Below are 24369 nucleotides of genomic sequence, written 5' to 3' on the forward strand. Positions count from 1 at the left end.
TGTGCATCCAATCTTTACGAGTATCGATTCTTTTAAGCAATCACATGTAAGCAGCGCGATATTCGCTCTCTCGGTATGCTTGAGTGTTATTACGCCCACTGTTCTTTGCTTGATAAAGCGCTTTGTCGGCTTTATCGATAGCGGTTTCAATATCAGTCAGTGCTTGAGTATGACAACAACCAGCGCTGATTGTCACTGGCGACACCAAGCCTTGAAGTTGCTCAATACGTAGTCTTAATGCTTCAGACAATTCAAATAGCTCACGTTCATCACAGATAACTAGATCGCCTTGAGCGTGACCATATTGATCGTTCACCCGTTTGAAATGGTCAATATCAAGCAAGATGACACCGACATTCGTTATCGGATAAGGTGAACTTTGAGTAATTTTCAGTTTTAACTGCTCAATAAAACTCCGTCTGCTAGGAAGCCCTGTAAGGTAATCAAGGCTCGCGACATCTAAGATTTTGAGGTGACGATGCCGCAAGTAAAGCACCAACACGACAATGATGCTCAGCAAACTAATAAACAACAGGCTGTGATTTCGATTAAGCTCTTGCTCTAAGATGCCTGCTGAAATCACCCAGTTCAGATAAGGGTAAAACTTATAGAAAATATTTTTGTTGGTCGTACCGCTATCACTGGAAATCGAGTAACTGAAATGACCTTCTGGTTTGGTGGCGATTCGATCAATAAGGAGTTCAGACGAGTACCCTATTAGTGATTTCAATGGCTTGTGTTCAAAATCCGGATGAAGCACTAAGTTGCCCTGCAGATCAACAATGTACACATATCCGCTATCACCAAACGCGTACTTTCTCAGCTTGTCCTTTAGACCTTCAAGGTCGACCAAATACATCAATTCTTCTTTATAGGTCGTTGCAACCAAAGTATTGCCACTCGGTAGTGTCATCGAATAAGCGACTTTGGCTCTGCGGCTTATCTCATGAGGATTGGCGTGAAAGTATTCGCTCATACCAGAGTCAATACTGAGCTGTTTTTGGATATGATTGAGATGCCCGCGCTTCTTACCTTGCAAGAATGGATGATAGAGGTGGACGCCTTGTGGTGACATCAAATAGATATAACCCGATTGTCCAATGTGTAATTCACTGGCAATTTGGCTTACCTGTTCAATTTCTTGTTCTGGTGTGGCATACCACACATGAGACGCAACAGTATCCGTAATTCCCTTAAGATAGGTCTTTATCGCCTCATTAACTGTGGTGTCGACAATATCGTAGCTTGCGTTCACAATCGTTTCAAAAAATAGTTCATTAGATTCTAATAATGACTTCTCAGTTCGATTGAATTGAACAGCGGAAAGAATCATCGACACGACGGCGAGCGCAATGGAGAAATTAAGAATGTATTTACGTCTGACTTTCAAGATTACCCCATAGATTTATAATTTCAGGTAACGCTGTAACTTCTCTTATATACAGACTGTTTTATATCATGTTTATATTTTTTACTGAACGAATGTCTATATTTGAAAGGGTTTCTATACTTAATCTGTGACTTATAACAAAAACGCCGAACTGAATTCAGTTCGGCGTTTTGATTTAACGTTTAAATTGATTACCTAATTCACACTAAGGCTCTGATAAATAGACTTAAAAGCATTCGTATTTATTACCCACTATGCGATTTTTGTCTATCAATCGATTGCTTAGCATTAAATTAAGAACAAACTTGAGTCCAGCTGCCATCGCTACCCGGTTCAGAACTTGTCCACCAGTTTGCTTTGTAAATACTACCGTTGTGAACCACTTGATCGCCTGTGTTTGCATGGCTTGGATTACCCGCCCAATCTTTCTGAGGTAAATCAGGGTAAACAGTTAAACCTGCAGTATCACACGTACCAGGGTTTGTGCCGCCATCGCCAGGGTTACCGCCACCTGAGCTGATATCACCCAGTGGTAGATCCGGCTGTTCAAAGCTAAACGCGTAATCAACACCACCTACGTTGACCGCATAGTTCGCAGGGCCCGAGATTGGCAAGTAATACACCATATCTAGCTCATACACACCACCAGCAGGAAGCTCTTCCCATGTAGGTAAAGTAAACGCTACGCGGTGCATAGTACCGTCTAGCCCACCGATGTTATCAGCACGAGTATGACCCGAAGCAATCACAGACAAACCGCCACCCGATTGATCTTTCGCGTTATCAGGTGCTGATACTGGGATATCAAATTGGAACTCAGTTCCACCAGGCAGTGCTTGCCCCGTGTTGTTCGTGAACGTGAGCTTAGGGTTGATTGGGTAGTTTTGATCACCGACTTTGAAGCCACCAACCGATACCGCGATATCTAGCGCTTCTGTTGGGATAGCACCTGTCGCGACTTTGTTTCCATATGGGGTTGCTGACTTAAACTTATCGTAGATCGCTTTCGTCATTGTGTTACCCATGTGGAACTCACCGTTACCGCTGTTACACGCTTGTTCGGTTGTATCAATTGAAGTTCGGTTGCCGCTCGCATCGAGTACATAACAGTTATAGTCCCCTGCTAGTTCCCAGAACATGATGCCGCCGATTTCTTTATCAATAACGTAGTCCGCTTTCACATCGATAGACTGTTTATCTTCTGTAGAAAGGAATACGCCCTTCTCTGCATTCCACAACCACGGTGCAACCGCCACGCTGTCGTAGTTACGCGTGTAAGTACCCGTTAGAACATCCGTTGGATCGTTGACAGGATCAAGTTTGTAAGCATCCGCATAAGAACCCCAAATACCGTTCTCTAGGTTCTTTGCGTGCCACATTGGGTTGGAACCCGCGCCCATTTCGTTGCCTTTCGGATCAGTATCGTGCCACATGTTGTCGATACCAATTGCGCCATGGCCACAGTTGTTCTTCTCGCCTTCGCCAGTACCCGCAGCACATTCCGATTGATTTGGTAGCGCAGCTCGGCCCCAAAGACCATTTTCTCCACCCGTTACACCTTGCCAACCACGCGTGTAGTAAGGCACACCGATGTTAATACGACCTGCTGGCATAGAACCACGGAAGTAATGGTAAGCCCAATCCGTGTTCAAGTAACCGATACCACCGTAAGCCGCAGTGCCGTAAACGTTCCACTGTGCTAACTCTGAATCTTTACCTGTATCAAACAAGGCAGCGTTATGACCAACATGATCGTTCCACGCACCGTGAAGGTCGTAAGACATGATATTCACGTAATCGAGGTACTTGGTAACATCAAATGTTTCCATACCGCGCAATAGGTAGCCAGAAGAAGGTGCCGCGATCGTTAACATGTAGTGATTGCCATCTTCAGCAGACGCCACATCAAGCTTCTCACGCAGCACTTTCATCAATACTTGGTACGAAGCCCATAGGTACTGACGACGTGGTTCCATGAAGTCTTTATCGTATGGATTACCTGCGCCCGCCATAGAGGTTGGATATTCATAATCAATATCCAGACCGTCGAACTGGTATTTGCGAAGCATTTCAACCGCTGAAGTCGCGAATGTTTCGATACCTTGATGGTTGATAGAGCCATCGGCATTGGTCGTCATAGTGTAGAAACCACCATCAGCAACTCGGCTTCCGTCAGTCGCGAAGTGGCCGCCAGTTTCAGCCCAACCACCGATTGAGATTAACGTTTTAACACCGTGTTTTTTCTTCGCTGTTGCTAGTGCACCAAAGTGACCTTTAAATCCTAATGCAGGGTCAACTTCCACCCCCGGCCACTCTTTACCAACAGCAGCGTTATTTGGATCATTTACGTCACCTACGTTCACCTTGCCATCTGAACCGATACTCACGAAAGCGTAGTTGATGTGTGTGAGTTGTTCCCAAGGAATGTCATTTACTAAATATGCAGCTTGTGGGTCGTCCCCTGCACGCCAACTTGTGAAGTAACCAATCACACGACGAGGGTGATCCGCGCCCATTTTCTCACGGCCTTCATCATCGTAAATCGTACAATAAGGTACATTGACACCTTGAGTTTGATACAAACCATCAGGACGACAAGTGCTCACCGTTGGAGCACCATTAACCGTCAAAGAAGCCAATGCTGAATCTGCCGTTGCGCCTTGGTTGTCTGTCGCTTTCGCGTAAACCGCTAGAGAGCCAGCTTGAGTAGTCGTGTAATCTAGCGTGTAAGGGCTTGCCGCTGCTGTACCCACTAGTGAACCCGCCACGTAGAAATCAACCTTATCGACAGTGCCATCGCTGTCTGCTGCCGTTGCTGTCAGTGTGACTACACTACCAACATCTACAGATGTCGCCGACAGTGCAACTGAAACCGTCGGAACTTCATTACCTGGTTGTGCTGAATCAACAGAAACGGAAACCGCGCTTGCTACACTCGCTGCACCTTCGTTGTCTGTTGCAACAACAGAAACCTGATGGTTGCCCGACGTTGCAGCCCAAGCCGCTTCAAATGGTGCCGCTGTTACTACTGCTACTGAAGAACCATCGACAAAAAATTCTACTGAAGCAACACTGCCATCAGCGTCTAGTGCGGTTGCACTTAATACGACATTGTCACCTTCAACAATCACATCTGATGCAGCTGGCGCTGTTAACGAGGCTGTTGGCACTTCATTTGGTGTACCACCGCCTCCATTGCCGCTACACACATCGACTTTCTTCCATTGTGCGTAATCACCTTCAAATTGGCTCGGGTTGTTGTTTTGATTCCAGTAATTCGCTGAATACGCGCTGCCGTCATGTGAAACCTGATCACCACCAGTGTATACCGTGGCAGAGTCCCACGTTTCTAACGTAGAACAATCAACAGCCGCATAACTGTTGAACGCCATTAAGCATGACGCGGTGAGAGTACTGAGTGTAAAAACCTTCTTGGCCACTCTTCCTTGGTTTAGGTGCATGTTAGCTATCCCTTAAGTTGTTGTTTCAAGATGTTTAATCTAAATGGCACTTTCCTTACCACTTAAATCTCTTCGCAAAACAACTGTAGGTAACAGCGCCAATTAAACACCTAAAATATTCAGTATTTATAAAATGACTCGCATTAATTTGTTTGTAGCATGCAATGAGTCGACACTTATTTTGCACCAACAACTAATATTGATTTATTTCGGAAAGCTAAAAAATAATGTCTCAAAAATCGGAAATGTGATTCAAGTTTGAGAAAAAAATTCGCATTAAATCTAACCAAAAAGTAGAGATTTATAAGTGATTTGATGTTCTTTTTAGAATTCACCCACTTTTTGATAACAAATGTGTTAGTATCGGCGGCTTTTTTGACGAACCTCACATTTCTATGCAAGTGTGGGAGAAATACATAGGCTTGAAAGAGCCAAATATAGCGAAGAAATAATGTCCAACTTGACGCAAGTCGCCAACGAAAACATCAACGCAGAATCTACTTCTATCAATTTCAATAAAGCTCAATCTTTGGGTGAAAAGCTGGAACTCGGAAATCCAGTCTTTTGGCTTAGTGGCAGTTTTTTAACCCTCTTTGTCATCCTCGCTTTCACCAACACCTCCGTGTTGTCCGAACTTGTTAACATCGGCTTTAGTTATTCAACTAAGTGGTTCGGTGCTTTCTGGCAAGTCCTACTACTTCTCAACTTCATTATCGGTTTAGTGCTTGCACTAGGTCGCACAGGCCACGTTCGCTTAGGGACGCTTGCCCTACCTGAAATGACCACCTTTAAATGGATGTCTATCGTCCTATGTACGCTCCTAGCGGGTGGTGGTGTATTCTGGGCTGCCGCTGAGCCAATTGCTCACTTCGTTTCAGCTCCGCCACTGTATGGCAACGCAGATCCTCAAGCGATGGCGTTCAATGCCCTGTCACAATCTTTCATGCATTGGGGTTTCCTTGCATGGGCAATCTTAGGCGGTTTGTCTTCTATCGTGTTAATGCACCTGCATTACGACAAAGGCCTTCCTCTTAAGCCTCGTACTCTGCTTTACCCAGTACTTGGCGACAAAGCAATTAACAGCTGGATTGGCAACGTAGTAGACGCATGCAGCATCGTCGCTGTAGCCGCGGGTACTATCGGCCCTATCGGTTTCCTTGGCCTACAAATCAGTTACGCGCTGAGCGAACTATTTGGTATTTCAGACAGCTTTGCGACTCAAAGTGTCGTTATCGTATTTGCTATCGCAATGTACACGCTGTCTGCATTAAGTGGTGTGAACAAGGGCATCCAACTGGTTAGCCGTTACAACATCATCTTGTCTGTGTGCCTAATCGGCTACATCCTTCTTGTTGGCCCAACGAGCTTCATCGTTGACGGTTACCTGCAAGGCATGGGCGAAATGGTTGATAACTTCATCCCAATGGCGCTTTACCGCCAAGATACTGCGTGGCTAGGTGGCTGGACAGTATTCTTCTGGGGCTGGTTCCTAGGCTATGGTCCGATGATGGCAATCTTTATTGCTCGTATCTCACGTGGCCGTACTATTCGCCAGATGATCGTTTCTATCAGTATCGTTGCACCGCTTGTGACGTGTTTCTGGTTCAGCATTGTTGGGGGTAGTGGTTTAGCGTTTGAATTAGAGAATCCAGGTGTGATTTCTAGTGCTTTCGAAGGCTTCAACCTTCCTGCAGTCCTATTGGCAATTACTGCGCAACTGCCGTTCCCTACTCTGATCGCGATTCTGTTCCTGATTCTGACGACCACGTTCATCGTGACGACAGGTGACTCAATGACTTACACCATCAGTGTGGTAATGACGGGCACAACAGAACCAAACGCAGCAGTACGTACCTTCTGGGGTATCATCATGGGAGCGGTCGCTATCTCACTTATCTCGATGGGCTCTGGTGGTATTTCTGCACTGCAGTCGTTTATTGTGATTACTGCGGTTCCGGTATCATTTATCTTGCTGCCATGCTTATGGCACGCACCGAAGATCGCGAAACAGATGGCAAGAGATCAAGGTCTCGTTTAATGCCTGATCCGATTTAGTATCAGGTAGCGTATAAACTTAAAAAAGCCACTCAAGTGACTCACCTGAGTGGCTTTGTTTAATCTGTTCGCTGTCTATTCGATTAGCGTTTATCTCTAGTAGTGCTTACATCTTGCGGTACTTCGCTTATTGAAACTTTTCACCAGCAGCAACCATGAAAGACATCTCAACCAATAGCTCAGGGTTAGCAAGTTCTGCTTTCACACATGCACGGCTTGGCGCGCACCCTTCAGGGAACCACGCTTCCCAAACTTCATTTAGTGCATCAAAGTTAGCGAAATCCGTTAGGTAAATCGTTACCGACAACACGCGAGATTTGTCACTGTCTACTAAGCTCATCATTTCTTCAGCTTGACCAAAAATTTGCTGAACCTGACTTTTGATACCTGCCGTTGTATCCGCTTCAGCAACTTCCACAAAACTTGCGATACCGTTGAAAACAGTCACATCTGACCAACGCTTGGTCGGGTTAATTCTATGAATTTTCACTGGTTATACTCTTCTTATAATTAGGGGGGAACATCAGCGTAATTTAATCCAAATCGCAAATATTGAAAACAAAAATTGGAAAACTCGTAGCTCCTTTTGAACAGCACGATCGCCTACCTAATACTTCAGTTCTCAACACCACTAATCTTTCGGTTCATATCGAGACAATTATTTACTACCTGTCGAGTTTCTAGATAGATCTATTGTTTATTGTTCGCAGCGCGAAATTTAATCTGAACTCTTGCGGTCATATTCAGAGATTTTATTAAATGGAGTACTTTTATGCATGTTCAAACCTATGATTTAAAACAGAGCAATGTGGGATATAACCTTGGAGTGATTGGCGTAGCATTAGTGCTCGCTTGGATTGGAATTTACAAGTTTACGCCTACCGAGGCGATGCTCATTGAACCGTTAATCGCCAATCATCCTGCAATGAACTGGCTTTACAATCTGTTCTCAGTACAAGCTGTGTCTAACATGGTGGGTGGCGCAGAGATCATTGTCGCGATTGGACTGATCGTAGGATTTAAGAAACCGACAATTGCTTTCTATTCAGGTATTGCAGCAGCGGCTATCTTTGTTGTGACACTCAGCTTCCTAATTACAACGCCAAATGCTTGGAAAATATCGGATGGCATTTTAGTCACTAACTTCTTCCTAGTGAAAGACATCCTGTTTTTGGCTATCGCAATTAGCGTAATCGAACGTAACAAACCTCAGAAGTAACTGTAAATTTTGAAGTAACCATAAACCCAAAAGTAAAAAAGTTCGAAGCTGGCTAGAAGAACACTGCCAGCTTCTAATGAATAAGGTTTTACTCGGCAATACTATCGTGATTGAAGCATTGTCTCGTTACCAAACCCCATTTTTCGTCCTGGTATTTATCTTCCACGTAGTTACCTGAAGTGTAGTCGTTAACAACCTCTCTCCAAAACTTAACAGCATGCTCTGCGCCCTGTACTTGCTTGATCTCCCAACTGCCTTTTAGGTGTTCAAATAGTTCAGAGATAAACTGCTTCCCGACTTTATTTTTTCTAAAGTAAGGCACCACATAGAAGTCGCAAATCTCAAACTCGTTTGGCCCTTTGGTTTCAATGGCTGTCAATGCAGCAGGAACACCATCAATGTAGAGTAAATAACCAGTCACGCTATCACCAAGTGTTGGGTAAATCTCAAACAAGCCGTACTCGTCTGGTTTATCTCCAATGATCTTTGAAAACTCGGCGGCATACCCCTGATACAAATTCGCGTATACCTGTTGATTACCGCTATAGACTATCACAATGTTCATAAGTAACTCTCTGTTCTAACAATCACTATTGATGCCATATATTATGAATCATAAACGGTAACTTTGTCTTCTCGAAACTAAGGTAAGTCTCTTAACTTCTTAGCTGGGTTACCTGCATAAATACCTTTCTCAGTGATGTCTTTGGTCACCACACTGCCCGCTCCAATCACTGTCCCTTCGCAAATACTGACAGACAATACTGTCGCATTGGAGCCAATAGTAACGTTATCTGCGATAACGGTGCGTCCCCAGCTGTCTGGATTTGGATCTGGCTTGCCCTCTTTGAACAAGTCATTTGCGAACATCACACCGTGCCCAACAAAACAATCACTCCCGATGGTCACATACTCACAGATAAAGGTATGGGACTGAATCTTGCTTCTCTCACCTACCAAGGAGTTCTTTTGAATCTCGACAAATGGGCCAATGAATACATCATCTTTAAGCTCACAGCCATAAACGTTGCTTGGCTCTATGATAGTGACATTCTCACCACACGTAATATCAGTAATCTGCGCCTTTAAAACTCTAGGACTTGCCATACTTCCTCTCGACATTAGCGTCACAATTCAACCTAAGCGATTGTGCCGTATGCATTAAAGTGCATCAAATAGATATGTTGAGAGTTGACAATGGATCAAAAATTAGTGGAAGCGTTCGTTAGAAAATGAAACGAGAATGATAAATATTGAAGGGCGAATAACGACAGTGAAAAAGATTATATATTGGGTGTCGATGCGACACCCAATATGTACAAGCTTTACTTATGGTATGGTTTAAAGCACAACGCCCCCATGTTTACTATCGACTATCGATTCAGCCTTATCCTCTGTAAATTTAACCTTTGGCTGTGTTACTTTCTTATCAACTTTTCGCTTAGATTTGATGACTTCAACTATCATTTTAGTTTGAATACTATCTATATTTGATGACGTGATAGTTGCATACATTACTTTACGATCAATACGCGAAACTTTAGCCTCACCAACTTTAATTGTCTGATAACCAATTACTTCTTTTGTATATGGGTCTCGGACCGTATTATCGACCGCGGTGATTTTTAACTTTTGCCCTACACTAAATGTCTTACCGTCTGTAGGAACAGCAATCTCATTCACTTCAGGGGACACAGCAGCAATTCTCATCGGGAAAACCGCATCCGTAATATCTTCATAAACCTTACTTGCAGTAATCTTCGCCAACAAACTTAGGTTGTTTCGTGATGATGTAGACTTCTGAGAGCTAGCATATTTTACTTGACCAGTAACTCCGGAAAGTACTCGGTAATTTACTTCGTATATTGATGAATATTTTGTCATCACTGAACCTGAAACCCTATTCGTCAGAGGATCTGTTTTTCGACTATCAACTTTCCAAGACTTCGTATCCGCTTTTTTAAGCGTTACTTCAATCAGGTAATCCATTTGTTCATCAACAGCATTTTCTATAACTGCAAACTTCCCACCACCTTTGGTAAACGATTGTTCTAGCGCGGTATTGAAGTTGTCACTCGATTTCCCTTTAAATTTCTTGATCGATACTTTTTTACGATTTAGGTTTTCAATCACAGTCTCTTTTGATTCTTTAACCACAGCAACAATTTTAACTAAACATTTGTCATCATTACATTGAGAAGAAACGATTTTATACTCTTTGATTACACCATTCGCGGCCAAATCAAATGTTTTACCTGTCGCTTTAGATAGATCAGTTGTCCCATTCTCTTTGAGTAATGTCGACACCGACTTTTGGTTCACATTAATCGTTGTATTATTGGTTTGTTTAACAGCTGCAACCAATGCATCATCAGTTGCAGCACTAATATTAACGCCATATCCTGTAGCCTCAACTTCAACCAACTTAGCCGTCACCATTGATGGAATAACCAGTAATAGTAAAAATAACCTATTCATTATTAAATCCTAAATATACCTTGTGTATTAAAGTAGACAATTCGATTAAAAGTCAGAATCATCCATCAAATCTTGTGACATGATTAAAGATTGTTGAATAGGCTTAGTTCGGGTATCGGTAATCCCAGGAGTTGTCGATTGTTGTTGGCCAACAATTGATCCTCCACCATTATAACCACCAATACCTTTTGATGTATCGGCACCTTGCTGTTTACTATATCCTTGTGAAGCAGATGCGTATTCAGGACTCCAAGCATAAACGACACCAGTGATTTTTTTGTTAGTTATTGGGTGGACGTTGTCGTAAGTACCAATTTCTTTCAACCCTTGCATACCTTTAGTCGACGAACTCATTTCAGAAAATGACTTAATTTTCTTCACAATATCAGTAACTTGTTCTGTGTTGACTTCTTGGTTATCTCCATCAAACGTTACTGTAAATTCTTTGTAGTTTGTTTTCCCTGATGTACTCTTTTTATTGGATACACCTTGTAAATTAAATACTTCCGTCAATCCACCTAAAGCCTGCGTTAATGCATCGTCAGCAGCGAAGTCTGTCTCGTACATATCATAGTCAAACGTACCTTCAACATGTGGATTAGAGGCTTGACCAAATGAAAGTAGTACAGGATAACCACGTTCATTCCACATAAGTTTGGTGCCAACTTCTTTATAGAGGTTGTTATATTCTTGATTAAACCACATATACGGGTCTATACCCTTGCCTACTTTTTCAGGTACAGGCAGATATGAGGAACCACCTTCATAGATCGATCGAATTTGACGTTTTGACTTTTCAGAACCACGAATTACGACACCAACCCAAGTAACTCCTTCGACGCTAACTGTTTCAAATGAACGCACTACATAAGTACCTGAAATCTCAGCAGCAGCATCAACACTTTTTGTTGTTACTATCGTCGACTCGTTACCTCTAACCGTTTTAGTCATAGGTTGAAGTTCTATGTTTTCTGAAAGATTAACGTTTTTGCCAGTTTCATTTTCTATAACTGCGTCCGCTACATCTGCTGTTATATCAAGAACGGCCGCTTTATCTATATAATCTCGCTTTTCAGAATCCGTAAAGCCAATATTCTTCTCGGTCCTGTTGTCGTATGAAGTACTTTTTGATGTAGACGAAGACAAGTCTGCATTTATTTCAGTAATAAAGTTAACACGTGCTGTTTGAATTGCTTCATCAAATGCTGCAATGCGATGGTCACCCCATTTTAAATCTGTTTTGTCCACCGTTACTTTCGCAGAGCCACTATGAACAAATGACTTTTTATAAGTTGTACCAAGCTTTGCAGCTTTAATGCGCTCTTTCTGCTTAACTTGGGCAACATAGAGTTCAATTTGACCATTAACACATTCTTTAGGATTCAATGTATATCCTAAATTGTCGACCTCACAATCGTTGGCTATACGATGTTGAATTCGTTGGATAGCTATGTCTGCAGGGTCTTGAGGTTGTGTTACTTGTCGGTCTTGCTGTATTGCTGAACTAGCTGAAGCCGTCGTGTTATTGCTTGAATTTGCTAGAACACTCGTAGAGCTAATTGTTAAAGCAATTAATATTGATAATTTTTTCATGTCACCTACTCCACGCAGCTCATAGCAAGCGCGTAAAAACATTACCCAAATACTTATTTTAAAAAGGTATCCAATGGATACCTTTAGCTAATTAGAGCTTACCAGCTAACCGTCGAACCATCGGCAACTTTACCTATCACCGTTTCTGACTCGAAATATGCTAAACCGTTATCAATATTTGTTAATGTTAATTGAAAGTAGTATTCAATTTTTTGGTCACCACTATCTAAAGAGTTAACTCGCTGTATGATCGTTCCTGACAAGGAAAAATCAGGCATGATAATATTGTTTCCTTTTGCCGTACTCTTATTCACAATCGAAGATTCCTGCATTTTTCGAGACTCTGTTACTAGAGAGTCTTTGTTTGCACCAATCGCACTTGATGCTAAAAACTTACCTGATTGAAGTAGACCAACACGAATTTTCTTAGCTATCTGTTCAGTAGAAATACGCTGCATTGTGTCATTAGTAATATCACTCACAGCAATAACATAACGACCACCACCTTGAGCGTTGGGATGGACTAGTAATGGAGAAACAATCATTTCTTCAATAGCCTCTTGTGCAGCTTGTTCAAAATCAGCGTTTGATAAACCTGCCGTAATATTTGTCTTCTGATCAGTACTGTCGATATATTGAGTCGTTGTTTGGCAACCCACCATCACTAAAGCAAAAACAACTAGAGTGACATATTTTGAAAATTTCATGATATTTCCTGATTTTTATTATTGAATATTGATTACTGAAACAGTTGGTTCTAATACAGAGTTCATTGTACGTACGTAAACGATTGAGTACTTCGCGTTTGGATCGGTCGTTACAGGGATATCGAACGAACCGGCCTTCATTACAAAAGAATCTTTTTTAGGGATGCGCACGGTATTTACTGTGTTTGGTAACAGAACATTTGTACGAATATCTGCACTAGTCGAACCAATGGTGTAAAGCATGGTGCCAAGTTGAAGTAGTGCACCAGCTCCCGTATCGTCGTTTTTGGCAGCTTCAGCCGCTGCAGCTTGCATCACGACTTTTGAGATACTTGAAGCCGCAGCACGAGCTTTAATTGCAGGGAGTTCTTCTTTAAACTCAGATTTAATCACCTTACTCACGTCTGCGATTTCAGACGTTTTAAAATGATCAACTTTGATCTCTTTAACCGCATGTGTTCCAGTACCCATTTTTGGAATTGCATAAGAAGCAACTTGAGCTTGCCCAGTTAACAGAAACACGGGCAAATCAATTCTAAATTCAGATTTTTGGGGTGCTAAACCATCCTCATGAATAATCCATGTGGTTGGTTTCATTTCTGAGTCTGGTGTGCCTTTTGCGAGCGACTCTGCCATCTGCATATCAACTTTTACTGATGCATTCTTGCTGATGCCATACACACGTTTAAAGCCGTCGATTGCTTTATTGAAATCAGATTGTGATTTGCCCTCTAACATAAAGAATAAGGAGGATGCATAAGTTACCGCAGGGTTTACATAACCTTCATAAGGAGCCCACTCAGCACCAGTCATATCAATCCCCGACGACTGCAGTTGAGTGTCAATATCACCCATCATCTTGTTGTAATTGATCTGTTTTGCATCTTCCGTATTCGAAAGCTCTTGCTGTTCTTTAATAACATCAGCAAAAGATTCTGCGGCTCGGCGTTGGCGCTCTTCTGCACGATTAAATTCAACTCGCGCAACTGAAGTATCACCTTCATGCCAGAAAGACATCGCTTTATAGTGATTGGCATATACCATATCGTATTGAGTCGGCTCATAGTCGAGAACTGCATCGTTAACTAACACTGCTCCTGTAGTCTCACCTGTATTCTCAAGAGCACCTTCAGAGTTTTCATCTCGGAATGACTTTTCAGCAGAGTCAAAATACATGATAGTTCTTTGATCATTACCAGTAGCATAATTAAGAGTACCTGCTTGTAATGCCCATAAAAGATCTTCAGCTTGACCATCTTTTGGGTCAATTTCACCAGCAAGTTGCTCTGTATTGATAAGAGCGGTTGCCAAGTCACCTTTTTCTAGAGGTTCATTAAGTTTCTTATAATCGCTTTTTTGCATAAGAGTAGAGCAACCAGAAGAAACAATAACAGCGAGAGCAACAGAGCTAATTCTTAACGAATTCATTTAATTACCTTAAATTCAAGAAGATACAAACGCCATCCATAACAAGTATCAAGAAGCTCTTTTTATCCAATTAAGTGAGCTAACAATTCGGCCAGCACAATACAGTATAGAATACCAAAAGAAAACAAATAAAAGAACGGCATTCCATTAATTTTGACTGTAGTCAATATTTGAATATTAAACACAAAAAAAGCTTGAGCAGAATGATATTCTATATATATTAATTGGAAATTAGCAGTATTTGGATAAGAAAAATGAGACAACTATTGACAACGACGGCAGCCTTAACACTATCTTTAAACGCAATGGCTTTTGGCCTGCCTAAGGTAGAAGTACCAAGTGTAAGTACAGATGCGCAGAACATGATCGCAGCTCTACAAGTGATTCAAGATGGTGGCGTTGAATGTTCAGAAATTACTGACTTTAAACTAGCTTCAAATGTGAAAGGCTACCAAGTTGAATGCGATAACCAGAAAAACTACACACTGCTAGATACTAACAACGGGTTAGTACTACAAGTAAAATAGCATTAGCGTTCTAACATTGAGATTGATTTCTCATCAAATATAGAACTTAAATGAAGTAATGCTTAAAGAATAGATAGCGCTCGAATCCATTCGTGGATTAGCGCTATCTGATTTATATCGTATTGACCTTAAAACAAGCCAACCAACACGACTGACAACAGTATGCCTCCGATAAAGCTAGGGGCATGAAATGGGCGAGCTTTAGATTTTACGTACTCTATCTGAAGGTCTTCTTGATAAGTTTTGACGGCGAGTTCTTTTACGTAGTTATTTTGCATAATAAGCTCCTTTTCAATGGGTAAGAGAAGCTTAAGACTTGAAGTTAGGTTGAGGTAAAGCGAAAATTAAGATTAATTGAACACTTTATTTCGCTCAACCTTCTAATGTTTGTAAGCGTAGAAATGTAAACGACAGACAAAAAGACTAGAGCAGAGATCGGTACACACACAACTCACGATCTTCACCATGAATTTTACGTACCTGTTTCTCAACGAACTCGACACCGAGCTTTCGAATAACTGACTCTGAGCGTTTATTTTCAGACAAGTGCATCACTTCCAACTCTGTTAGTCCCAAATGAGCTTTACTGTATTCCACTAGCGCAGAAGAAGCTTCATACGCAATGCCTTGCCCCCAAAACGGAACGCCAAGCCAATAGCCAAGAATCCCAACGCCATCGACTAAGCTAGGAAAGCTGACCGCACCGATGATCTCATCGTTACCTGTAAGAGTTATCGCGTAAATCACGCCCTTTCCTTCATGGAAGAAAGACTCGTGCGTGTTAATCCATTCGACCGCCATGTTTGGTTTGTATGGATGAGGAATGGCAGCTGTCATATCCGCAATCACTTTCTCACCCGCTAGGTCAGCGACGCGCTCGCTATCACTCAACCTAAATGGCCTTAAGATTAATCGTTCTGTGATAATGTTCTGCTGCATAACCTTTCCCTCACCTATCGTCTTATAACGACTACTCAAGAATGACCCTAAAGACATCATTATTCACGCCACCCACATCCACTAATTCTCCAGTTTCCATATGAAGTGAAGTGTTTAATTGTCGAGTTGAGCGTGGCTCTTTCGTTTCTCGAATCACGAGCAGATCGACCAAGTAGCCAGAGTCTTGCTTTCGTATTGAGCCTGAAAAAGTAACACTTTCAACCCTATCCGCGAGTACAGAATTAAATGTTTTATCTTCTAAAACACCCGCGGAGATGGATGTATCACCATAAAATAGCGTGATGGTTGTTGGGTCGGGTGCTAACTCTTGATTGGATGAACACCCCATCATAGCTAGGCACAACATTAAAATAACTCGAAATTGCATAAACTGGTTTTCTTACGTTAAGCGTCTGTTTTTCATATTAAAACACTTCGAATCAATAAGCACCATAAGTTGGCAGAAGCCTGTTTTGAGTGATTTGTGGAGAGAAGCTTAATGGAAGGGCTACGTATTGAGATGGGTTCGTTAATCAGAGAATCGGCTCTAGCTCCTTGTTCAGAAGCTAAAGCCGACATTAGGTCGAGATTATCGAATTGGATTCAGTGAATTAAGCAACAACGTCTTGTGGAGGTGTGCCTTCGCAGTTAGAAACAACGGCATCAATTTGAATCAGTGCATTCATAGGAATCTCTGAAACCCCCACCACCGTTCTTGCCGGTAACTCAGCATTAAAGAACGTAGTGTAGACCTCGTTCACCACATCAATATCTGAAATATCTTTAAGTTGAATATTAATTTTCACCGTATCGTCCATGCTATGGTCAACACTTTCAATGATCGCCTTAATATTCTTAAGACACTGTTCAGTTTGCTCTTTTATACCACCAGCGATCACTGCATTGGTTTTCGGAACTACAGGTAGTTGACCTGAAATATGGTTATAGTGAGAGAAAGCAACGGTGTGCGAATAAGGCATGAATGGTGCAGCAACAGTATTATTAGCTTCAATAACCAGTAAGCGAGTATCTTCCGGTAATTGCGGTGGTGTACCGTCGCCATGTGAAACGGACGTATCAATTTGAATTAGAGCACCCATCGGTAGTTCAGCTGCATTAACAACCGTTCGCGCTGGTACATAACTTGGAAAGAACTTAGCACAAACTTCATTTACCTTTTCTGCATCTTTAATGTTTTTAAGGTAAATAGTGGTTTTAACCACATCATTCATGACATGACCGATGCTCTCTAAAATCGTTTTAATGTTTGCTAAACATTGTGTCGTTTGTTCTGTGATACCACCTGATACCAACCCACCTGTATTTACATCGATAGGCAATTGAGCCGAAAGGTTGTTGTAGTGAGAAAAAGCCGCTGTTTGCGTCGATACAGTACTTTGAGGCGCATTATCCGTATTTCTTGATACCTTAACTAGCGCGCAAGGTGCTTGTGGTTTAGTGCCTTCACCGTTTGAAATAAGAGCATCCATTTGAACTAAAGCGTCACTGTTTGGTAGCGCAGCTACGCCCACGACTGTACGTGTAGGAAGGCTGTTGTGGAAGAAGCTTTTGTAGACTTCATCAATAGAATCGATATCAGAAATATTCTTAACGAAAACATTAATCTTCACGACATCATCCATAACATGATCGATGCTTTCAACAATGGTTTTAATATTATTTAAGCATTGTGCTGCTTGGTCTTTAATATCGCCAATCACGACTTCACCTGTTTTAGGATCAACAGGTAATTGAGCTGAAAAGTTATTATAATGAGAAAAAGCGACCGTTTGTGTAGATACAGAGTTTATTGGTGCATTTTCAGTATTTCTTGAAATTTTAATGATATCGCTACTCATCGGAATTATCCTTTTAATAATATAGGCATACGTATTTATATTTAACAATCGTATTAGAAAGAATGATTAAAGTAGCGCCATGTTAAGTGAATATTTCTAAGGTGAACGTGATATCCATCAGACTCTCAGTTGACTAGAAATCAGCAAGTTACAGAATAATTAGTCACAACACGACTAATTATCCGTCACATTTGGCTTTATCAACTGCTAAATTCTCTTTAATTTTTAAACTATTCAATAATCCTGAATACTCTCTCAAGTAATGTGATGACTAATTTCCAAAATTTAGATGCTGTTTGATAGGTCGTTCACAATAAAACAGCCTTATTATCAGAACTAGTGAACTACAACTAATATATCCTGCATAAACTCTTAAGCTATTTAACTAATTATTTTAAAGAGCCTATTTTATACAAGTACGTTAATAATATGTTCGATACTCAAATGCCAATAATCTAAAAAAACCATGGATAGATACATTTACTCATATAATTCAACAAGTGTTAGGCGTGATACAACAGCGTTAGGAATATGGTTGTGATAAAGAAGTGGCGCTCTCTGAAATGAGATGGCGTCAACGATGAATGAGACACCATAACTTTTGGCACATAGTTCCTTTGAAGAAGAACTACACTGCTCTTGGGGTGGTATTGAAGTGACGCTTAAATTCGCGGCTGAATTGGGATGGGCTGGAATAGCCGACTCGGCGAGCAGCGTCGCTGATGCGCAAGCCTTCTAATTGGATCAGCTCTTTAGCTTTGTTGAGCCTTACCTTCTTCAGGTATTGAAGTGGTGACTCGAACGTTACGTTACGAAAGGCGTTGTGGAAGGCAGACACGCTCATGTTTGCTTCGTCGGCAAGCGATTGAACGGTAATGGTTTGGTCATACTCTTCATGTACTTTAGACAGTGCTTTGGCAACACGTGCGTAGTGGCCATCATGATGGGCAAGATCGAATAACACACGACCTTCTGAGCCTGTCAGTGCGCGATAAACAATTTCACTAACGAGCGCATCGCCCAATATGTTGGCTTCGATGTCGCAGTGCAGGGTTTTGATCAGTCGAGTAAAGCTGTCTAGCATTTGCTCTTCCATGGGTGTCGACTCTAAACCACTCGAGTTCTGCTTATGCTTGTTGCAGTAGCTTTCGAGAAAGCCTTGGTCTTCTAACTTTTTCACCAAACTGTGTAAACGCTGAGAATCAATGTTAATCGACAAACCAAGCAAGGGGTCACCATCAACAGGTAAGGCTTCGCACTCTAGTGGCATAGGCACACCGACGACTAGGTAATCACCCGCGGCGTAAGTAACAGGCCTTTCGCCGATATAGATATTCTTTTTACCCTGCCCAAGCATGATGATGCCAGACTGATAGGTAAAAGGTTGGCGTTGGTTGCCGCCGCTGCTTCGGTAAAACCAAACGCCCTCGATCTCAGTTTCTCTGATCCCTTCGAGATCATCCCAACCTTTGTATTCAACGTAAGACTGCATTAACCGAGCGAGTGTATTCATAACTGGTGATATTCCATTCAAGGTGCGGAGTGTATTTGCACAAAAGTCCAAAAAGAATAACAACTTTGTAGAAATAGGCAATTAATTTGGAGAAACTGGTCTTCACCACCCTAGTTTCCTGTACTAATATGCAAATATAGAATTTGAGCAATACATCAGAATAAAAAATCTAGCTTTACACAAGGAACCTACAATGCAATTTACTTATGTTAACCCTACTGTGATTCACTTCGGCCAAGGCCAAATCAACGCTATCAGCCAAGCGGTTGATACTTCTAAGAAAGTGCTTGTCATCTACGGTGGCGGTTCAATCAAAAGCAATGGCGTTTACGACCAAGTAGTCGCATCTCTTAAAGATCACGCTTGGATTGAGTTTGCTGGTGTTGAAGCAAACCCAACGAAAGAGACGCTAGACAAAGCCGTCGCTCTTGTTAAAGAAGAAAACGTAGAGTTTATTATCGCTGTTGGCGGTGGTTCGGTAATCGACGGTTCTAAGTACGTTGCTGCAGCGGCTAAATACGACGGTGACGGTTGGGATATCCTAGCGGGCAAACATCAAGTAACGGAAGCAACACCAATCGGTGCAGTACTGACGCTTCCTGCTACGGGTTCTGAATCTAACATGGGTGCAGTAATTACGCGTAAAGCGACTCAAGAGAAGCTGGCATTCATGAACCCTGCAGTACAGCCTAAATTTGCGGTAATGGATCCAGATGTAATGAAGTCTCTGCCTGAACGCCAATTGATTAACGGTCTCGTTGATGCTTGGGTACACGTTTGTGAGCAATACATCACGATGCCAACAGATGCGATGGTTCAAGACGGTTACGCAGAAACACTACTGAAAAACCTACTTGTACTTGGTGAGCAATACGACGAGCGTGATAACGACGCATGGCGTGCAAATCTAATGTGGACAGCAAACCAAGCACTTAACGGTCTGATTGGCACGGGTGTTCCTCAAGATTGGGCAACACACATGATTGGCCATGAGTTCACAGCACTATGGCACGTAGACCACGCACGTTCACTTGCGATTGTTCAACCTTCACTACTTCGAAACCAAATCGAAGCGAAGCGTGGCAAGTTAGAGCAAATGGGTCGTAACGTATTTGGCCTAGAAGCAGGTGCTGACTTGGCAGAGCGTACTATCGATGCAATCGAAGCGTTCTACCACAGCCTAGACGTTGCAACTATGTTCGACGGCTACGAAGCAACCAAAACGGCAGCAATCGACAACGTTGTTGCTCAGCTTGAATCACACGGTTACCTGCAACTTGGTGAGAACCAGGCAATCACCCCAGAGAAAACACGTGAGATTCTAGAGTCTGCGATTCAATAAGATCCGCTAGAATAGAGAGAAAGCAAAGATAGCGGTCATACAAAGATGAATTTTCACATCTGACTGAACCTATTGCTTTTTTCTTTCGTACAACAGAAGCAGCGTTCATTTTGGGCGCTGCTTTTTAATTGGCCCGACAAGATGCTATTAAATTCTCTTAAGTCCCTAATTTTATGTGCAATCATATTTCCATATTGTTAAGGTAAACCTGTCTCTTTACTAGGTATGAATAACGATTTGAACAATCTCAAGGAAATGGTTAAGTTTAAGTCACTTAACAAGTGGTATGGTGATTTTCATGCCCTAAAGGATATCGATTTAAAGATTGAACAGGGAGAGATAGTGGTGATTTGCGGGCCGTCTGGTTCAGGTAAATCAACCTTGATCCGCTGTATCAATCAGCTAGAACCCTTCGAAAGTGGCGAGCTTTCCGTGCTAGAACAAGCGCTTCCGTGTAGGTTCAACACTCCAGGCCAAGTCGGAATGGTGTTTCAGCACTTCCATTTGTTCCCCCATCTCACTGTGCTTGAAAACCTGACTCTGTCTCCAATTCGTACGCTCAAAAAAAGCAAAGAAGAAGCAGAGAAAACCGCGATGCACTATCTCGAATGTGTGCACATTGCCGAGCAAGCGAATAAGTACCCCGCTCAGCTTTCTGGGGGCCAACAACAACGTGTTGCGATTGCTCGCTCTCTTTGTATGAAACCTGAATTACTGCTGTTTGATGAACCAACATCTGCCCTTGATCCGGAAATGATCAACGAGGTGCTTGATGTGATGGTAGAACTGGCAAGTGAAGGCATCACCATGGTGTGTGTGACACATGAAATGGGCTTTGCAAAGCGTGTTGCCGACCGTGTCATTTTTATGGATGAGGGGCAAATAGTGGAGTCCAATACTCCACAAGCGCTCTTTGAAAACCCTCAACATGAACGTACTCAAGCGTTCCTAAATCAGATTCTGACTTACTGATGCTGTTTAAAATAGTGAAACCTGCCCTATCTGCATTAGTACAAATTATTGTGCTTGCAGCGGCTGTTATCTGGATCATCGATTCTGGCGCGCAAACCATGGGATACAGCTGGCAATGGGAGCGAGTACCTGACTACATCGCCTTTTATGAAGACGGTGAATGGTGGCCTGCAGAATTGATGGAAGGGCTACTCGTCACTATCAATATCTCTTTGATTTCTTTGGTCGCTACGCTAATTATTGGTTTAACCACGGCCCTGTTACGCAACTCTAATTCCGTGGTTGGTCGTACCCTCGCCACCAGCTATGTCGAGCTGATTCGTAATACGCCATTACTAGTACAAATTTATTTGCTCTATTTTGTGTTTGGTCCTGTACTGGGGCTGGATCGCTTTAGCACTGCCGTTTTAGCCTTGGCACTTTTCCAAGGGGCTTACACCGCCGAGATATTTCGTGCCGGTTTAAATGGCATTGCGAAAGGACAATTTGAAGCAGCTCAATCTTTGGGCTTATCAAAGACCTATACTTATTGGGATGTGATTCTTCCTCAAGTGGTACAACGCACGTTGCCACCTCTGACAAATGAAGTGATCTCTCTCATCAAAAACTCTTCGATTGTCAGTGTCATGGCTATTTTCGACCTGACAACCGAAGCCAGAAACATTGTTTCTGAAACCGCGATGCCATTTGAAATCTGGTTCTCTGTGGCGATCATTTACCTCGCACTTACACTTTCACTTTCTGCCGTTGCAGCTTGGCTTGAGCATAAGCTCGGAGCTAACTGGCGAACACAATAAGGATTTATCAGCATGAAGCTATTTAAAACCGCTATCACCGCTTTACTTGCGCTTGCCGTGAGTTTGCCTGCACTCGCTTCTGAAACGCCTAACCTAGACAAAATCAACGATCGTGGCTCTCTACGTGTCGGTATGTCGACTTTTGTTCCTTGGGCGATGCGTAACAAACAAGGCGATCTTGTTGGCTTTGAAATCGATGTAGCAAAACGTCTTGCTGAAGATTCAGGCTGGAAAGTTGAATTTGTACCGACGGCATGGGATGGCATTATTCCTTCTCTACTCTCGAACAAGTTTGATGTAATCATCGGCGGTATGTCTATCACTGAAGCACGAGCTAAAAGCGTTCTGTTCACTGAACCTTACTCTCATTCAGGCGTTCAACTCGCAGCGAATAAAGAGCTAGCTGAAGGTTTTACCCAAATCTCTGATTTTGATTCTCGCCGCGTAAAAATTGCTGCGCGTCGTGGTGCTTTCACGGTTCAAGTCGCTCGTGAAACCTTCCCGAAAGCAAAAGTCCTTCAGTTCGATGACGACGCTCAAGCGTTCCAAGAAGTGCTAAACGGCAATGCACACGCGGTTATCGCATCTAGCCCGAAACCAGAACACGAAGCGATCAAAAACGCAGATACGCTATTCATTCCATTTGAAGAGCGTCTGTCAAAAGGTAACGAAGCGTTTGCTGTACGCCTAGGCGAAACAGACAAAACAGAGTTCTTTAACGCGTGGATCAAAGCACGTACTGAAGACGGTTGGTTGAAAGAGCGTTACGAGTACTGGTTCTCTACTCTAGATTGGCAAGATCAGATTGCTCAAGGCCAGTAATCTGAAGCTGAGTTCAGCTTTTTAAGTATGGATTGGTTGAAGAATCAAGGCAGTGCGCTATTTACACTGCCTTCTCATCGACAACTTAAATCGCTTTAGATCCAAGCAACAATTCAATAATAATTAATGTTTAAACAGGAATGACGTGAGTAGTACTAGCGCATTATCAACGCCCAAGCCCAACCTTCACACGAAGCCTTGGTATCAACGCCTTAATCTCTTAGATGGTGTGTTGTTTGCCATCATTTGTGCGTTCGCAGGTTGGCTTTATTATCGTTCTTCTGTCGGTATTAACTATCAGTGGCGATGGGAAGACGCGTTCACGTTAATCTTTATTCCACCTTCTCAAGGCAGTATTCCTTATTTCTTTCAAGGCTTGGTCGCAACATTGCGTTTGAGCTTATGGAGCATGGTATTAGCGCTCTCTTTCGGCACACTGTTAGGGGTAGCAAGACACTCTAAGATCGCTTTCTTCAAAACACCGGCACTGATTTTCATCCAATTGGTTCGAAACATTCCTCCACTGGTGTTCGTGTTTATCTTTTATTTCTTTGTTTCTAACCAGCTGATCCCTCTGCTTGGCCTAGAAAGTATTTTACGTGAACATAATGGTGAGATTAACCAACTTCAAGCCTTCTTATTTGGCCCTGCTAACCTTTGGGAAAACTTAGCCTCTGGCGTGATCTGTATTGGCCTGCTCTCTTCGGCTTATATCGCTGAGGTGATTCGAGCTGGCTTAGAAAGCATTCCCAAAGGCCAATGGGAAGCAGCCGACTCTCTCGGCTTGTCGGCATTTTCTAAATATCGATATGTGGTAGGCCCACAAGTATTAACCGCGATTACTCCACCCTTAGCGGGCCAAGCAATTTCGCTAGTCAAAGACACCTCGATTGTGTCGCTGATTTCGATTCAAGAAATGACGTTTGTTGGTACTGAAATGGCGAACTCTTCCGGTTTGATCTTCGAGATCTGGTTGATTGTAGGCTTCGTATATTTTGCTTTGTGCTTTGCACTTTCGCGTCTGTTCAAAGTGATTGAGCAGCGTTCTAGTGCCTACCTTAATCATCAATAATAGAACGAGTAACACCACCAACTGAATACATTGATTCACCAGACTATTCATCACCCTTATCAATTTCACCTGATTGGTTTAAGCCATTGACCAATCAGGATTAATCCCCTCCAATTTCTTCTTCGAAACACAGCAAAATACTTGTCTAATCACTATACTTAAAGTATCGAACTACGTTGATTCATCTCAAGGACA

At 42.4% G+C, this 24369-nt stretch carries 22 protein-coding genes; 8 read left to right on the forward strand and 14 right to left on the reverse strand.

Features of this window, described 5'->3' with window-relative positions; translation table 11 throughout:
* Positions 1-40 precede the first annotated feature (40 nt).
* Both OCV56_RS18550 and OCV56_RS18555 read right to left on the reverse strand, forming a co-directional pair.
* Positions 41-1390 carry a sensor domain-containing diguanylate cyclase gene (locus tag OCV56_RS18550; RefSeq protein WP_086712753.1) on the reverse strand — a complete coding sequence of 450 codons (1350 nt, stop codon included), beginning with the start codon at positions 1388-1390 and terminating at the stop codon, positions 41-43.
* A gap of 293 nt (positions 1391-1683) precedes the next feature.
* A complete protein-coding gene (locus OCV56_RS18555) occupies positions 1684-4851 on the reverse strand; it encodes a chitinase C-terminal domain-containing protein (RefSeq protein ID WP_086712752.1) in 3168 nt (1055 codons plus the stop codon).
* 451 nt (positions 4852-5302) lie between these two features.
* On the opposite strand from OCV56_RS18555, the gene OCV56_RS18560 reads away from it, so the two are divergent.
* The gene (locus OCV56_RS18560; RefSeq protein ID WP_086712751.1) at positions 5303-6889 is read left to right on the forward strand and encodes a BCCT family transporter; all 1587 of its coding nucleotides are present in this window, start codon (positions 5303-5305) and stop codon (positions 6887-6889) included.
* A gap of 144 nt (positions 6890-7033) precedes the next feature.
* Here the strand turns inward: OCV56_RS18560 and OCV56_RS18565 are convergent, their stop codons facing one another.
* Positions 7034-7396: a RidA family protein gene (locus OCV56_RS18565; RefSeq protein WP_086712750.1), complete on the reverse strand. Its 363-nt coding sequence runs from the start codon at positions 7394-7396 to the stop codon at positions 7034-7036.
* Between the two features lie 282 nt (positions 7397-7678).
* Between OCV56_RS18565 and OCV56_RS18570 the strand changes: the two genes are divergently transcribed.
* The gene (locus OCV56_RS18570) at positions 7679-8125 is read left to right on the forward strand and encodes a DUF417 family protein (protein WP_086712749.1); all 447 of its coding nucleotides are present in this window, start codon (positions 7679-7681) and stop codon (positions 8123-8125) included.
* 88 nt (positions 8126-8213) lie between these two features.
* Here OCV56_RS18570 and OCV56_RS18575 read toward each other — a convergent pair whose 3' ends face one another.
* The 6 genes from OCV56_RS18575 to OCV56_RS18600 all read right to left on the reverse strand — a co-directional run bounded on the left by OCV56_RS18575 (position 8214) and on the right by OCV56_RS18600 (position 14331).
* Positions 8214-8690 carry a GNAT family N-acetyltransferase gene (locus OCV56_RS18575; protein WP_086712748.1) on the reverse strand — a complete coding sequence of 159 codons (477 nt, stop codon included), beginning with the start codon at positions 8688-8690 and terminating at the stop codon, positions 8214-8216.
* 77 nt (positions 8691-8767) lie between these two features.
* Positions 8768-9232, reverse strand: coding sequence for an acyltransferase (locus tag OCV56_RS18580; protein WP_086712747.1), 465 nt, complete (start codon positions 9230-9232; stop codon positions 8768-8770).
* 234 nt (positions 9233-9466) lie between these two features.
* Positions 9467-10603, reverse strand: coding sequence for a hypothetical protein (locus OCV56_RS18585; RefSeq protein ID WP_086712746.1), 1137 nt, complete (start codon positions 10601-10603; stop codon positions 9467-9469).
* Positions 10604-10648: 45 nt separating this feature from the next.
* Positions 10649-12196: a hypothetical protein gene (locus OCV56_RS18590; protein WP_143691559.1), complete on the reverse strand. Its 1548-nt coding sequence runs from the start codon at positions 12194-12196 to the stop codon at positions 10649-10651.
* Between the two features lie 98 nt (positions 12197-12294).
* Positions 12295-12903, reverse strand: coding sequence for a penicillin-binding protein activator LpoB (gene lpoB / locus OCV56_RS18595; protein WP_190960457.1), 609 nt, complete (start codon positions 12901-12903; stop codon positions 12295-12297).
* Positions 12904-12921: 18 nt separating this feature from the next.
* The gene (locus OCV56_RS18600) at positions 12922-14331 is read right to left on the reverse strand and encodes a hypothetical protein (protein WP_086712743.1); all 1410 of its coding nucleotides are present in this window, start codon (positions 14329-14331) and stop codon (positions 12922-12924) included.
* A gap of 254 nt (positions 14332-14585) precedes the next feature.
* Here OCV56_RS18600 and OCV56_RS18605 point away from each other — a divergent pair, with 254 nt between their 5' ends.
* Positions 14586-14858: a hypothetical protein gene (locus OCV56_RS18605; protein ID WP_086712742.1), complete on the forward strand. Its 273-nt coding sequence runs from the start codon at positions 14586-14588 to the stop codon at positions 14856-14858.
* Between the two features lie 128 nt (positions 14859-14986).
* Here the strand turns inward: OCV56_RS18605 and OCV56_RS18610 are convergent, their stop codons facing one another.
* The 5 genes from OCV56_RS18610 to OCV56_RS18630 form a co-directional block, all read right to left on the reverse strand.
* Positions 14987-15136, reverse strand: coding sequence for a hypothetical protein (locus OCV56_RS18610; protein ID WP_167373155.1), 150 nt, complete (start codon positions 15134-15136; stop codon positions 14987-14989).
* 145 nt (positions 15137-15281) lie between these two features.
* Entirely contained in the window at positions 15282-15797 is a 516-nt protein-coding gene (locus OCV56_RS18615) for a GNAT family N-acetyltransferase (RefSeq protein ID WP_086712741.1), read from the reverse strand.
* Between the two features lie 31 nt (positions 15798-15828).
* Positions 15829-16185, reverse strand: coding sequence for a hypothetical protein (locus OCV56_RS18620; RefSeq protein ID WP_086712740.1), 357 nt, complete (start codon positions 16183-16185; stop codon positions 15829-15831).
* Between the two features lie 223 nt (positions 16186-16408).
* Positions 16409-17656, reverse strand: a complete 1248-nt coding sequence (locus OCV56_RS18625; protein ID WP_086712739.1) for a RidA family protein — start codon at positions 17654-17656, stop codon at positions 16409-16411.
* A 628-nt stretch (positions 17657-18284) separates the two neighbouring features.
* Positions 18285-19169, reverse strand: a complete 885-nt coding sequence (locus OCV56_RS18630; protein WP_086712738.1) for an AraC family transcriptional regulator — start codon at positions 19167-19169, stop codon at positions 18285-18287.
* Between the two features lie 193 nt (positions 19170-19362).
* Between OCV56_RS18630 and OCV56_RS18635 the strand changes: the two genes are divergently transcribed.
* From OCV56_RS18635 to OCV56_RS18655, 5 genes are all read left to right on the forward strand, one after another.
* Positions 19363-20511: an iron-containing alcohol dehydrogenase gene (locus OCV56_RS18635; RefSeq protein ID WP_086712737.1), complete on the forward strand. Its 1149-nt coding sequence runs from the start codon at positions 19363-19365 to the stop codon at positions 20509-20511.
* Positions 20512-20736: 225 nt separating this feature from the next.
* Entirely contained in the window at positions 20737-21483 is a 747-nt protein-coding gene (locus tag OCV56_RS18640) for an amino acid ABC transporter ATP-binding protein (RefSeq protein WP_086712736.1), read from the forward strand.
* A complete protein-coding gene (locus OCV56_RS18645) occupies positions 21483-22280 on the forward strand; it encodes an amino acid ABC transporter permease (protein WP_086712735.1) in 798 nt (265 codons plus the stop codon). Before OCV56_RS18640 ends, OCV56_RS18645 begins: the two co-directional genes overlap by 1 nt.
* A gap of 12 nt (positions 22281-22292) precedes the next feature.
* Positions 22293-23102: a transporter substrate-binding domain-containing protein gene (locus OCV56_RS18650; RefSeq protein WP_086712734.1), complete on the forward strand. Its 810-nt coding sequence runs from the start codon at positions 22293-22295 to the stop codon at positions 23100-23102.
* Positions 23103-23247: 145 nt separating this feature from the next.
* On the forward strand, positions 23248-24174 hold the full coding sequence (locus OCV56_RS18655; RefSeq protein WP_086712733.1) for an amino acid ABC transporter permease: 927 nt from the start codon (positions 23248-23250) through the stop codon (positions 24172-24174).
* Positions 24175-24369 lie beyond the last annotated feature (195 nt).

Source organism: Vibrio gigantis (genome assembly GCF_024347515.1).
Lineage (GTDB): Bacteria > Pseudomonadota > Gammaproteobacteria > Enterobacterales > Vibrionaceae > Vibrio > Vibrio gigantis.

What these genes read in the sequence shown, in the direction of transcription:
- OCV56_RS18555 (WP_086712752.1), bottom strand. Translation starts at nt 4,851, where the DNA reads ATGCACCTAAACCAAGGAAGAGTGGCCAAGAAGGTTTTTACACTCAGT.
- OCV56_RS18560 (WP_086712751.1), top strand. Translation starts at nt 5,303, where the DNA reads ATGTCCAACTTGACGCAAGTCGCCAACGAAAACATCAACGCAGAATCT.
- OCV56_RS18570 (WP_086712749.1), top strand. Translation starts at nt 7,679, where the DNA reads ATGCATGTTCAAACCTATGATTTAAAACAGAGCAATGTGGGATATAAC.
- OCV56_RS18575 (WP_086712748.1), bottom strand. Translation starts at nt 8,690, where the DNA reads ATGAACATTGTGATAGTCTATAGCGGTAATCAACAGGTATACGCGAAT.
- OCV56_RS18580 (WP_086712747.1), bottom strand. Translation starts at nt 9,232, where the DNA reads ATGGCAAGTCCTAGAGTTTTAAAGGCGCAGATTACTGATATTACGTGT.
- OCV56_RS18585 (WP_086712746.1), bottom strand. Translation starts at nt 10,603, where the DNA reads ATGAATAGGTTATTTTTACTATTACTGGTTATTCCATCAATGGTGACG.
- OCV56_RS18590 (WP_143691559.1), bottom strand. Translation starts at nt 12,196, where the DNA reads ATGAAAAAATTATCAATATTAATTGCTTTAACAATTAGCTCTACGAGT.
- lpoB (WP_190960457.1), bottom strand. Translation starts at nt 12,903, where the DNA reads ATGAAATTTTCAAAATATGTCACTCTAGTTGTTTTTGCTTTAGTGATG.
- OCV56_RS18600 (WP_086712743.1), bottom strand. Translation starts at nt 14,331, where the DNA reads ATGAATTCGTTAAGAATTAGCTCTGTTGCTCTCGCTGTTATTGTTTCT.
- OCV56_RS18605 (WP_086712742.1), top strand. Translation starts at nt 14,586, where the DNA reads ATGAGACAACTATTGACAACGACGGCAGCCTTAACACTATCTTTAAAC.
- OCV56_RS18610 (WP_167373155.1), bottom strand. Translation starts at nt 15,136, where the DNA reads ATGCAAAATAACTACGTAAAAGAACTCGCCGTCAAAACTTATCAAGAA.
- OCV56_RS18615 (WP_086712741.1), bottom strand. Translation starts at nt 15,797, where the DNA reads ATGCAGCAGAACATTATCACAGAACGATTAATCTTAAGGCCATTTAGG.
- OCV56_RS18620 (WP_086712740.1), bottom strand. Translation starts at nt 16,185, where the DNA reads ATGCAATTTCGAGTTATTTTAATGTTGTGCCTAGCTATGATGGGGTGT.
- OCV56_RS18625 (WP_086712739.1), bottom strand. Translation starts at nt 17,656, where the DNA reads ATGAGTAGCGATATCATTAAAATTTCAAGAAATACTGAAAATGCACCA.
- OCV56_RS18630 (WP_086712738.1), bottom strand. Translation starts at nt 19,169, where the DNA reads ATGAATACACTCGCTCGGTTAATGCAGTCTTACGTTGAATACAAAGGT.
- OCV56_RS18635 (WP_086712737.1), top strand. Translation starts at nt 19,363, where the DNA reads ATGCAATTTACTTATGTTAACCCTACTGTGATTCACTTCGGCCAAGGC.
- OCV56_RS18640 (WP_086712736.1), top strand. Translation starts at nt 20,737, where the DNA reads ATGAATAACGATTTGAACAATCTCAAGGAAATGGTTAAGTTTAAGTCA.
- OCV56_RS18645 (WP_086712735.1), top strand. Translation starts at nt 21,483, where the DNA reads ATGCTGTTTAAAATAGTGAAACCTGCCCTATCTGCATTAGTACAAATT.
- OCV56_RS18650 (WP_086712734.1), top strand. Translation starts at nt 22,293, where the DNA reads ATGAAGCTATTTAAAACCGCTATCACCGCTTTACTTGCGCTTGCCGTG.